This window comes from Sphingomonas sp. Leaf32, from assembly GCF_001421765.1.
In the GTDB taxonomy this organism is placed as follows: Bacteria; Pseudomonadota; Alphaproteobacteria; order Sphingomonadales; family Sphingomonadaceae; genus Sphingomonas.
Window position 1 is genome coordinate 106,000 of record NZ_LMLA01000009.1, and the last position, 12,090, is coordinate 118,089.

Here is a 12,090-nt window from a genome sequence, read left to right on the forward strand (position 1 = left end):
GTTTGGAGGGAGAAACGATGAACGACGTGATCGGCCGGGTATTCGGCTTTGAAAAGGATGTGTTTGGCAGCGATGCCGACCTGTATTCGAAGCTGGCGACCGATGGGCAAAGCCCGAAGGTCCTGATGATTTCCTGCTCGGACTCGCGCGTCGTCCCTGAACATATCCTGCAGGCGAAGCCCGGCGACGTGTTCGTCATCCGCAACGCCGGCAACATCGTCCCCCCCTTCACCCAGCAGAATGGCGGCACGACCTCCACGGTCGAATATGCCGTCGCAGTGCTGGGCGTCACCGACATCATCGTGTCGGGCCATTCGGGTTGCGGCGCGATGGGCGCGCTGATGAAGCCCGATACGCTCGCTGGCCTGCCCAGCGTCGCCGCGTGGCTGCGTCACAGCCATGCCGCGCATTCGGTGGTCGAAAACAGCTATCCCGATCTCGACGATGCCGCCGCCGTCCGCGCCGCCAGCCTCGAGAACGTCGTGGTCCAGATTTCGCACCTGCGCACCCATCCGGCGGTCGCGTCGCGCATCGCCAAGGGCGAGTTGACGCTGCACGGCTGGTTCGTCGACATTCACGCGGGCACGATCCTCGCGCTGGACGGCACGACCGGCCGCTTCGCACCGATCAACGAGGATCGCCCACTGCCGGTGGCCCTGCCCGCCGCCAAGCGCCTCGCTGCGGATTTCGTGACGGCGGAAGCCGCCGAATAACCAGTTCCTGCGGGTTGGCGGGGCGAATCTTCCCTCCCCCGTTCCGCCGGCCGTGGGTTCCGCGCCGGGCGTGCTTCCCCCAAAGCACGTCCGGCGCACCCTGTTTCAAAGGCTATCGACCGCCATGTCGTCGCAACCCTCTCTGATCGCCAATCTGCGACAGGATATTCCCGCCTCGATCGTGGTGGCGCTCGTCGCGCTGCCGCTGTGCCTCGGCGTCGCGCTCGCCTCCGGCGCCCCGCTGTTTTCCGGGCTGATCGCCGGCATCGTCGGCGGCATCGTCGTCGGTTCGCTCAGCAAGTCTCCACTGTCGGTCAGTGGCCCCGCCGCCGGGCTGACCGTGATCGTGCTCGACGCGATCACCAAGCTGCCGAGCTTCGAGGCGTTCCTGCTCGCCGTGTTCCTGGCGGGCTGTATGCAGATCCTGCTGTCCTTTTCGCGTTCGGGCGTGCTGGGCGAATTCGTGCCCTCGTCGGTCATCACCGGTATGCTGGCCGCGATCGGCCTGATCCTGATCCTGAAGCAGGTGCCGCACGCCATCGGCTATGACGGCGATCCGGCGGGCGATTTCCGGTTCAGCCAAGGCGATGGCCTCAACACCTTCAACACCATCCTGTTCGTGCTGCGCGAGCAGGTCGTGTGGGGGGCGGCGATCATCGCGGCGGTCAGCATCGCGTTCCTGTTCTGGTGGGACAAGAACAAGCCCAAGGACGGCCCGTTGCGCTTCGTGCCGGGGCCGCTGGTCGTCGTCGTCGGGTCGATCGCGATGAATGCGCTGTTCGGTGCGGTGGCACCTGCGATCCAGGTGAAGCCGAGCCATCTGGTCAGCGTGCCGATCGCCGATGGCCTGGGCGGCTTCGTCAAGCTGTTCAGCCTGCCCGACTTCGGCCAGATCGGCAACGCGACCGTGTGGACCGTCGCCGTCACCCTCGCCATCGTCGCCAGCCTCGAATCGCTGCTGTCGGTGAAGGCGGTCGACGAACTCGACCCCAAGCGCCGCGTGACCAACAAGAACCACGAACTACTGGCGCAGGGCGGCGGCAACATCCTGTCGGGGCTGATCGGCGGCCTGCCCGTCACCTCGGTCATCGTGCGGTCGTCGGCGAATGTCGATGCCAATGCCGCGTCCAAGATGTCGACGATCCTGCACGGCACCTGGCTGCTGCTCAGCGTCCTGCTGGTCCCGACATTGCTCAACCTGATCCCGCTATCGGCGCTGGCCGCGGTGCTGATCCAGACCGGCTACAAGCTGACCAAGCCCGAACTGTTCACCAAACGGTGGAAGCAGGGCATGACCCAGTTCGTGCCGTTCGTCGTCACCATCGCCGCGATCCTGTTCACCGATCTGCTCAAGGGCATCGTCGTCGGGCTGGTGGTCGGTTTCGTGTTCGTCATCGCCCGCAATTTCCGCCCGGCGGTGACGTTCGTGCAGGACGGCGAAGGCCCCGGCGCCAGCTGCATGGTGCGCGCAAAGCGCAACCTGTATTTCATCCACAAGGTCGAACTGACCAGGGAACTGGAGAAGGTGCCGGACGACTGCACCGTAGTGATCGATCTGTCGGCGACCAGCTATGTCGACCTCGACAATATCGACATCATCAACGGGTTCATCAAGAACGCGGGATATCGGGGCATCAACGTACTGGTGCGCGGCGACATCGCCGACAAGACCGCGCCGCAGATCAAGGCGCCGCGCAAGGAGGTCGCCTACGCATGAGGGAATACAAGCACCTGCTCCTCGCCAACAAGGCATGGGCCGCCGAGCGGCTGGAGGACAATCCCGATTATTTCGCGCGGCAGACCGCCGGTCAGCAGCCCGAATTCCTGTGGATCGGCTGTTCCGACAGTCGGGTCGCGCCGGACCAGTTGACCAATACCGAACCGGGCGGCATGTTCATCCACCGCAACATCGCCAATCTGGTCGATCCGGGCGACCAGAACCTGATGTCGGTCGTGCAGTTCGCCGTGGAAGTGCTGAAGGTCGGCCACATCATCGTGTGCGGCCATTATGCCTGTGGCGGCATCCAGGCGGCATTGCAGGGCGGGGTCGACGGCCATGTCCATGACTGGCTGGCGATCGCGCGCGAGGTTGTCGCCAATCACCGCGACGAACTCGACGCCCTGCCCGAGGATCAGCGCGCCAATCGGCTGGTCGAACTGAACGTCCACGACCAGCTCGTCCAGCTCGCTCGCACTGACGTGGTGCAAAAGGCGTTCGCCGCCGGCCAGCCGCTCGAACTCCATGGCTGGGTCTATGACCTGCGCGACGGGTTGCTCAAGCCGCTAATGGAGATCGACGCCGGCACGCCGCTGGGCGAGGTGCAGAAGCCGGAGAAGGTGCTGGTCTGACCCCCAACCCCTACACGTCACCCCGGGCTTGACCCGGGGTCCCGCTTCTTCTCGTGTAACCGCGACCCAAGCCGCGCCACGTCCCGTACCCGGCGAAGGCCGGGTACGGGACGTCTGCGATATGCGGAGAGGCCCTCCCGACTGGACCCCGGCCTTCGCCGGGGTACGACATCGCGTCCTGATGCAAACGGGCGTCCAAGGACACAGCCTCCACCGCCAACAACCCCGGATCGCCTCCAGAGTTATACGGCGGTCAGGCGCCCCCTCACCCCGCCATCGTCATCACCGACCCCGAATCCACTCGCAGATTCGCGCCATTCACGAAGCTCGCGGGCTTCGACACCAGAAACAGGATCGCCGCCGCGACCTCTTCCGCCGTGCCGCGCCGGCCCAGCGTCATGCCGGGACGCTCTTCCTTCAGGAAACTCTTGATCGCGCCATCGCGGTCGGTGCCCTGTTCCTCGGCGCGCTTGTCCATCATTGCATCGGTCATCGGCGTCGCGATGAACGCGGGCGACACACTGTTCACCAGCACATTGTCGCAGCCATAGGCCTTGGACAGCCCCTTCGCCAAGTTCAGCACCCCGGCCTTCGACGCGCAATAGGCCAGTTCGTCGACATAGGGCTGCACCGCATCTTCCGACGCGATCAGCACGATCCGGCCGCCACCGCCCTTGCGCATCGCCGGGATCGCCTCGCGCGTCACCCGCACCGCACCCATCAGATTGATGTCCAGTGTCGACTGCCATCCGGCATCGTCGACGTCGAGGAAATCGCCGGTCGCGCCGGTCACGCCCGCCGCATGGACCAAAATCGTCGGATCGCCCAGTTTCCCACGCACCTGCTCGAACAGCGCCTGCACGCTCGACAGGTCGGTCACGTCGGCGGCGACCGCCACCACCTCGCCATGATCGGCCAGCTCGGCGCGGACCTGTTCCAGTGAGTCCGCATCCTTGTCGCTGATCGCGACCCTGGCGCCCTCCTGCAACAACATCCGCGCCGTTTCGCGCCCGATGCCGCTATCCGCGCCCGTCACCAGCGCCAGCGCGCCGCCCAGTCCGTAATCCATGTCACTCTCCCGTCAGGAAACCGACCAAGCTATTGAAACGCCGCCCGGTTCCCTGCCCGATGGGGACCCAGCCCTACCCGTTGCCGGAAACGTCATACCAGCGAAGGCTGGGATCTCCCGCTGACAGCACGGGACAGGAGCCGCCTGAAGCCCCAGCCTGCGCTGGGGCGACGGCGGTGTCGGGGCAAAGTCGGAACCTACAACTCCGCCCCACCCAGCGTCGCGATCGCCTGGATCAGCGCCAGATGACTCAATCCCTGCGGCAGATTGCCCAGATAGTCGCCGGTCTTGGGATCGATCATCTCCGGCAAAATCCCGGTGCCGTGCGCCAGCCCCGCCATCGCCGCCGCGAACGCCGTCTCCGCCCGGTCGTGCTGCCCCAGCATCGCCCGCGCCTCGACCATCCAGAAGGTGCAGGCGAGGAAACACCCCTCCTCCTGCTCCATGCCGGTATAGCGATAATGGAACGCGCCCGCGCCCAGTTCCCGGTCGATCGCGTCCAGCGTCCGCGCCAGCCGGTCCTGCCCGTCGAAGCGGAACCGCACCGCCAGCGCCAGCGACGCATCCAGTCCGTCCGCACCGGGATAACAGAGATACGCCCCGCGTTCCTCGTCCCAGCAATGCTCGCCGATCCAGTCCATGATCCGGTCGCGTTCGCGTGCCCAGCGGTCGCGGCAGGTCGTCGGAATCTGCCCGGCATCGGCCAGCTCGACCGCGCGCTGCAGCGCCTGCCAGCAGCTGATCTTCGACATGGTATAGTGCTGCACCTCGGGCAGTTCCCAGATGCCGGCATCCTTCTGCCGCCAGCGATCGGCGCACAGGTCGGCCAGATGCGACAGCGTCGCCGCGCTCTGCCCGTCGAGGATGTTGCCGCACGCCACGAACCGCTCGGCGGTTTCGAAGATGTCGCCATAGATGCCGTGCTGATGCTGGTCGGTCGCCAGATTACCGGTCACCACCGGTTTCGATCCGCGATAGCCCGGAATATCGATCTCGCGCACCTCGGGCACCGGATCGCCACCCAGCGTGTAGCAGACCTTCGGCACCCCGTGGCCCAGCCGCTTGAGCAGCCAAGTGAACCCTGCCTTCGCCTCGGCCTGCGCCCCGATGCGCAGGAACGCCTTGATCGTGTACCCCGCGTCCCTGATCCACGCATAGCGATAGTCCCAGTTCTTCGGCCCGCCGACCTTTTCGGGCAGCGAGGTCGTCGCCGCCGCGACGATCGCTCCGGTCGGCGAATAGAGCAGCAGCTTCAGCGCCAGCGCGCTGCGGATCGCCAGTGCCCGGCGCGCGCCGTCGCAATGCAGCTGCCCCGACCAGTCGAGCGCCTGTGTCCAGTCGCGCCACTCGCGGTCGGACAGGTCGATCCGCGCGTCGATCACCTCGATCGTCGGCACCACCAGCGGTTCGTCGGCACCAGCGACGATCGCCACCGTCGCCCGCTCCCCCTGCGCCACCGCGATCTGGCCGTCGATGCCGTCGTCGTCCTGCCGCTCTATCCGCACATTGTCGCTGCACCGGACCAGCCCCAGCACCGCGCCGACATGGAACACGTCATGCCCACCGGCCCGCGCGAAATAGGGGCTGACGGTATCCGCCCGCCGCCCGAAGCGCAGCGTCAGCACGAACGCGACATGCCCGTCCAGCCCCTCGACCCGCCGCGCCAGTTCGGCCCAGGGCAGCCGCCCCGCCGTGCCACTGTTCAAACTCTCGGTCAGCTTCGCGCGGCCGCTCGCGGTGGTGAACACCGTCTCCAGCACGTTGCTGTCGTCGCGATAGCGCTGCTCGCTGGTGAACGGCTCGGTCGGGGTGATCGCGAAATAGCCGCCCAGCGTCCCGTCGAGCAGCCGGTCGAACAGCGCGGGCGAATCCATGTTCGGCACGCACCACCAGTCGATCGACCCGTCCGCCCCCGACAGCACCACCGCGCGCCCGTCGCCCAGCGCGCCATAGCGGGCTAGCGGCAGATAACCTTCCGCATCGCGGAGCAGGGTGGGATCGGCGGCGCGGGGGCGAAACAACATGCTGCCGATAACTTATGATCGGGCGCAAATGTCCGAACGGGCGGGAGAATGTCGCGACGGCGTGCGTTGGCGCTCCATTCCCATCCCCACGGAGAACCGCTTCATGAGCATCGCTTCCGCCTTCGGGCTAGGCAAGAAGGTCCGCTACGCCGTCGTCGGCGCGGGCGACATCACCCAGCGGTCGATGCTGCCCGGCATCAAGCATACCGGCAATTCGAAGCTGGTCGCGATCGTCACCGGCGACGCGGACAAGGCGGCGGCATTGGCCGAGATGTACGGCGTCGACGCGACCTATGGTTACGACCAGTTTCACGAACTGCTCGCATCGGGCACGATCGATGCGATCTATCTCGGCACGCCCAACTGGCGCCATGCGGAGTTCGCCATCCCTGCACTCGCCGCCGGCATCCATGTCCTGTGCGAAAAGCCGCTGGAAATCTCGGTCGAGCAGGGCCGCGCCATCGCCGCGGCGCAGGCCGCATCGTCGGCCAAGCTGATGACCGCCTATCGACTGCATTTCGAACCCGGCACGCTGTCGGCAATCGACATGGTGCGCGACGGAAAGCTCGGCGACCTCGTCACCTTCTCCGCGACCTTCAGCCAGTCGCTCGACCCCGACAACCACCGCGCCAAGCACGGCATCGTCGCGGGGCCGCTGTTCGACATGGGGCCGTATCCGATCAACGCCATCCGCTATCTGTTCGGCGAGGAACCGGTCGCGGTCGAATCGGCGGTGGCGACGCGGCAGGCCGGCGCGGGCTTCGGCGATCTCGACGATACGTTCGCGGTCGTGTTGCGGATGCCGGGTGACCGACTGGCGAGCTTCACCGTCAGCTATTATGCCGGCAATGTCGACCATCTGACCGTCGCCGGTACGAAGGGGAGCATCCATATCGACCCCGCCTTCGGCTATGGCGATACGCAGCACCAGACGATCACCATCGGCACCGACAAGCGCGAGGAAAAGTTCAAGCCGACCGACCAGTTCGGCGGCGAGATGAAGTACTTCTCCGACTGCATCCTGAACGGCGACGATCCCGAACCCGATGCGGAGGAAGGCATCGCCGACCTGCGCGTGGTCGAGGGGATCGTCGAGGCGCTGAAGACCGGCCGTCGCGTCGACCTGCCCCCCTTCGAACGCCGCCGCCGCATCAACACCGCGACGCAGAAGCAGACCCTGTCGCCGATCACCCCGCCGGAAACGATCAAGGCGAAGACACCCAGCGGGAATTGAGGGCCACAGTGAAAGGGAGTGTGGGACCGCCCCGCACTCCCTTCGTCATCCCCGCGCAGGCGGGGATCCCTATACGCAATGGCCGATGATAGATCGCGAACGTCGGTGGCTATGGATTCCCGCCTTCGCGGGAATGACGACCGGGTGGTGCTACCACCCCACCCCGATCTTCCCGAAATGGTCGCCGCCTTCCTGAAACCGGAACGCCTCGGCCAGTTCCCGCAGCGCGAACCGCCGATCCACTACCGGCCGGATGCCCGTCGCCTCCAGCGCCCACACGAACTCCTGCTGCTGACGCCGGCTGCCGACGATCAGCCCCTGCAACCGCGCCTGTTTCGCCATCAGTGCCGCGGTCGGCACCTCGCCGCCGCGCCCGGTCAGCACGCCGATCAACGAGATATGCCCGCCGACCCGCACCGCCGCGATCGACTGCGCTAGCGTCGCCGGGCCGCCAACCTCGACCACATGATCGACGCCGCGCCCATCGGCCCAGTTCGCCACGGTCGCGCCCCAGTCGCTGTCGCTGCGGTAATTGACGGTGAAGTCCGCCCCCAGCGCCTCTGCCCGCGCGAGCTTGTCGTCGCTGGACGAAGTGATGGCTACCATCGCTCCCATCGCCTTGGTGATCTGCAACGCCCAGATCGACACGCCGCCGGTGCCGAGCAGCAGCACCCGGTCGCCCGCCTTCAGCCCGCCATCGACTACCAGCGCCCGCCACGCGGTCAGGCCCGCCGTGGTGATCGTCGCCGCCTCGACTGCGTCCCATCCCTTGGGCGCCAGCGTGAAGGCGGTGGCGGGCAGCACAACGATTTCCTGCGCGAAGCCATCGATCCCGTCGCCCGGCGTCCGGCTGAAATCACCAACGGTCGGCCCGCCATCCTGCCAGTCGGGAAAGAAGCACGACACCACCATGTCGCCGACCGCGAAGTCGGTGACGCCCGCCCCCAGCGCCTCTACCGTACCGGCACCATCCGCCATCGGCACCCGGCCATCCGCCGCCGGTGACTTGCCGCTCGCCACCATGTAATCGTGAAAGTTGAGCGAGCTGCCATGCAGCGCCACGCGAATTTTGCCCGGCCCCGGCTGCCCCGGATCGGGCCGCTCGACCCATTCCAGCCGGTCCAGCCCGCCGGGACTGCGCAGGATCACCGCCTTCATGCCGCATCCCCCGCGTCCGTCACCGCCTGCGTCATGCCGTTCGGCGACAGGATTTCGATCCAATAGCCATCGGGATCGGTGATGAAGGCGATGTCCTTCATCCGCCCCTCGTCTGGTCGCTTGCGGAACGTGACGCCCAGTTCCTCGAACCGTGCGCACGCCGCCGCCACATCGGGCACGCTGATCCCGATATGGCCGAAGCCACGCGGGTCGTCGTTGCCGCTGTGATAGCCGGCGAAATCGGGATCGTCCTCGGTCCCCCAGTTATGCGTCAGCTCCAGCGTCGTCTCACGCGTGAACACGAACCGCGCGCGCTCTTTCGGGTCGCCCGGCACGCTTTCCCCGTCGCGCAGGAACCCCAGAAAATAGAGCGAGAACGCCGCCTTCTCGAAATCCAGCTTCTGCAACAACGTCATGCCCAGCACGTCCTGATAAAAGGCCAGGCTGGCACTGGGATCGCGGACGCGCAGCATCGTCTGGTTCAGCGCGAAGCCTTCGGTGCCGGTCGGTCGGGTCATGGCAATTTCCTTGGTTCTTTCGCCGCCGCAAACGCATGGAGCGCGATTTCGCCGCCTCCCGCGCCGATGCTTATGGTTGACGCGCCCGGTATCCCGCGTAACGATCACGCCAGATTTACGTCCGAAAGGCCCGCCCGCTTGTCCGCTACCCCCCGTCTCGCGCTGATCGCGCTGTTGCTCGGCACCACCCCGGCCCTTGCCGACCCGATCCGCCAGACCAAGGGCGACTGGCAGGACAAGTTCCGCCAGCTGGAAGGGGAGGATTGGCCGACCCCGACCGATTATCGCAACGCATCGGGCGCACCGGGCTATCGCTATTGGCAGCAAAAGGTCGATTACGACGTCAAGGTGGCGCTGAACGAAACGACCAAGGTCGTGACGGGGACGGAGACGATCCGCTACCGCAACAATTCGCCCGACGCGCTGCCCTATCTCTGGCTGCTGCTCGACCAGAATCATTACAAGCGCAACTCGATCGCATCGCTCAGCGCGACCGTGCCCGACGCCCATTCGATCAGCATCGGCGAAATCCGGCGGCAGGAAGCGCTCAAGACGTGGGATGGCGGTTTCACCATTGCGGCGGTGCGTGGTCCCGATGGCCAGCCGCTGGCCCACCGCGTCACCGACACACTGCTGCGCATCGAACTGCCACAGCCGGTCGCGGGCAATGGCGGGGAGGTCGTGCTGTCGATCGACTGGTCGTTCCCGATGGCGGAACAGAAGGTCGTCGACGGCCGCTCGGGCTATGAATGCTTCACGCAGAAGGGCGAGGACGGCAACTGCATCTTCGAAGGGGCGCAGTGGTTCCCGCGCCTCGCCGTCTATTCGGACTATGAGGGCTGGCATAACAAGGCGTTCCTCGACGCGGGCGAATTCACGCTGGAATTCGGCGATTACAAGGTCGCGCTGACCGTCCCCGCCGATCACGTCGTCTCGGCCACCGGCGTGTTGCAGAACGCCGATCAGGTGCTGACCGCGACCCAGCGCCAGCGTCTGGAAGCGGCGAAGTCGGCCACCGCGCCGATGTACATCGTCACCCCCGACGAAGCGCTCGCCGCCGAACGCGGCCGCGCCTCGGGCACCAAGACCTGGACCTTCGCCGCGCAGAATGTCCGCGACTTCGGCTGGGCATCGTCGCGCAAGTTCGCATGGGACGCGATGAACGTGCGGCAGGACTATGCCGCCAACCCGAACGTGATGGCGATGTCCTTCTACCCGAAGGAAGCACGCCCGCTCTGGGACGCGTACTCGACCAAGGCGATCGCCCACACGATCGACGTGTACGGCAAGTTCGCCTTCCCCTACCCCTATCCGGTGGCGCAGTCGGTCAACGGACCCGTCGGCGGCATGGAATATCCGATGATAACCTTCAACGGGCCGCGCCCGGTGAAGGACGCCAAGACCGGCCAGCTGACCTATACCGAACGCGCCAAGACTGGGCTGATCGGCGTGGTGATCCACGAGGTCGGGCACGACTGGTTCCCGATGATCGTCAACAGCGACGAACGCCAATGGACGTGGATGGACGAAGGGCTGAACACCTTCCTCCAGTTCCAGGCCGAAAAGCTGTGGGACAAGGACTTCCCGTCACGGCGCGGCGAGCCGAAGGATATCGCCGAGTATATGCTGTCGGACAATCAGGTCCCCCTGATGACCCAGTCGGATTCGGTGCTGCAGTTCGGTGCCAACGGGTACGGCAAACCGGCGACCGCGCTCACCATCCTGCGCGAAACGGTGCTCGGCCGCGAGCTGTTCGACCGCGCCTTCCGCGAATATGCCACGCGCTGGCGCTTCAAGCGGCCGACGCCCTACGACTTCTTCCGCACGATGGAGGAAAGCTCCGGGGTCGATCTCGACTGGTTCTGGCGCGGCTGGTTCTATTCGACCGATCATGTCGACATCGCGCTGGACAAGGTGGTCGAGGGCCGCATCGCCGGCGGCGATCTGGACGCCAATGCCCGCGAACGCCGCGCGCTGGCCGATGCGGAAAACACCTCGCTGACCGTGAAGGGCAACGCCGGGCAGAAGACCGTCACCGAACGCGATCCGTCGACCCGTGACTTCTACGACCGGCAGGACCGCTTCGCCGTCAGCCCGCAGCAGCGCCGCGACCTGGCCGAAAAGCTCGAAAAGCTGACGCCCGAGGAACGCGCCGCCTTCCAGGTGAAGGACAAATTCTACCGCTTCTCGTTCCGCAACATCGGCGGCCTCGTCATGCCGATCCCGCTGAAGCTGACCTATAGCGACGGCACGAACGAGATCGTTCGCTTGCCCGCAGAAGTGTGGCGCTACAATCCGAAGGCGGTGACGTGGCAATATGTCACGGGCAAGACGATCACCGGGGCGGAGGTCGATCCGCTGCTGGAAATCGCCGATGCCGACCGGTCGAACAATGTCTATCGCGGCGCCATCCGCCCGGTCGTACTGGAGATCGAGGATGTCCAGGACCTCGAAAACCGCATGAAGGACTTCGACGTGCAGGTGAAGCCCGGCTCGCTCCAGACCTATCCCGCGCCGGTGGCGAAGTGAGGGCGGCGCTCGCCCTTCTCGCCGCCGTGGCGGTGATCGCCCCGGCACAGGCGCATCGCGGGCATGACTCGCTGGCGGTGGTGACGCTGGCCGATGGCAAGGTCACCGTGTCGCACCGGTTCGAGGCGCACGACATCGAACCGGCGCTGTCGAAGATCGCCCCGGACGCGCAGGTCAGCCTCGACGATCCGAAGGCGGTCGCCGCGCTCCAGGCCTATGTACTGGGCCACTTCAAGCTGACGATCGACGGCAAGCCGGTGGCGCTGACCCATGTATCGACCGACCTGACCCATTCGCAGGTCCGCATTGAGTATGTCGGCAAGGCCCCACGCAAGCCGAAGACGGTCGCGGTCCGCTCGACCGTCCTGACCGACGTGTACCGCGCGCAGGTCAACCAGGTGAACGTGCGTCAGGGCAACGTCGTCAAATCGCTGACCTTACGCGGCGGCACCGGCGGCAGCGTGACGCTGTAACCACGGGATCACCTCGTAGCCAA

The 12,090-nt window shown here is 66.1% G+C and carries 10 protein-coding genes; 6 read left to right on the forward strand and 4 right to left on the reverse strand.

The window, feature by feature from the left end:
- Positions 1-17: 17 nt before the first annotated feature.
- The 3 genes from ASE83_RS12750 (at position 18) to ASE83_RS12760 (ending at position 3,062) form a co-directional block, all read left to right on the forward strand.
- Positions 18-713: a carbonic anhydrase gene (locus ASE83_RS12750; RefSeq protein ID WP_055790598.1), complete on the forward strand. Its 696-nt coding sequence runs from the start codon at positions 18-20 to the stop codon at positions 711-713.
- A 124-nt stretch (positions 714-837) separates the two neighbouring features.
- The gene (locus ASE83_RS12755; protein WP_055790603.1) at positions 838-2,430 is read left to right on the forward strand and encodes a SulP family inorganic anion transporter; all 1,593 of its coding nucleotides are present in this window, start codon (positions 838-840) and stop codon (positions 2,428-2,430) included.
- Positions 2,427-3,062 (forward strand): carbonic anhydrase, encoded by a 636-nt coding sequence (locus ASE83_RS12760; RefSeq protein WP_055790606.1) that lies wholly within the window; start codon positions 2,427-2,429, stop codon positions 3,060-3,062. Before ASE83_RS12755 ends, ASE83_RS12760 begins: the two co-directional genes overlap by 4 nt.
- Before the next feature lie 265 nt (positions 3,063-3,327).
- Here ASE83_RS12760 and ASE83_RS12765 read toward each other — a convergent pair whose 3' ends face one another.
- Entirely contained in the window at positions 3,328-4,131 is an 804-nt protein-coding gene (locus tag ASE83_RS12765) for an SDR family NAD(P)-dependent oxidoreductase (RefSeq protein ID WP_055790610.1), read from the reverse strand.
- A gap of 197 nt (positions 4,132-4,328) precedes the next feature.
- On the reverse strand, positions 4,329-6,155 hold the full coding sequence (locus tag ASE83_RS12770; protein ID WP_055790613.1) for a glycoside hydrolase family 15 protein: 1,827 nt from the start codon (positions 6,153-6,155) through the stop codon (positions 4,329-4,331).
- Positions 6,156-6,258: 103 nt separating this feature from the next.
- On the opposite strand from ASE83_RS12770, the gene ASE83_RS12775 reads away from it, so the two are divergent.
- Positions 6,259-7,389, forward strand: coding sequence for a Gfo/Idh/MocA family protein (locus ASE83_RS12775; protein ID WP_055790616.1), 1,131 nt, complete (start codon positions 6,259-6,261; stop codon positions 7,387-7,389).
- A 150-nt stretch (positions 7,390-7,539) separates the two neighbouring features.
- On the opposite strand, the gene ASE83_RS12780 is transcribed toward ASE83_RS12775, so the two are convergent.
- A complete protein-coding gene (locus tag ASE83_RS12780) occupies positions 7,540-8,547 on the reverse strand; it encodes a zinc-dependent alcohol dehydrogenase family protein (protein ID WP_055790619.1) in 1,008 nt (335 codons plus the stop codon).
- A complete protein-coding gene (gene gloA / locus ASE83_RS12785) occupies positions 8,544-9,065 on the reverse strand; it encodes a lactoylglutathione lyase (protein WP_055790622.1) in 522 nt (173 codons plus the stop codon). The genes ASE83_RS12780 and gloA overlap by 4 nt, the downstream gene beginning before the upstream one ends.
- Positions 9,066-9,203: 138 nt before the next feature.
- Between gloA and ASE83_RS12790 the strand changes: the two genes are divergently transcribed.
- Both ASE83_RS12790 and ASE83_RS12795 read left to right on the forward strand, forming a co-directional pair.
- Complete coding sequence (locus tag ASE83_RS12790) at positions 9,204-11,594, forward strand: M1 family metallopeptidase (RefSeq protein ID WP_055790624.1); 2,391 nt, start codon at positions 9,204-9,206, stop codon at positions 11,592-11,594.
- Complete coding sequence (locus ASE83_RS12795) at positions 11,591-12,067, forward strand: DUF6702 family protein (RefSeq protein WP_055790626.1); 477 nt, start codon at positions 11,591-11,593, stop codon at positions 12,065-12,067. Before ASE83_RS12790 ends, ASE83_RS12795 begins: the two co-directional genes overlap by 4 nt.
- Positions 12,068-12,090 lie beyond the last annotated feature (23 nt).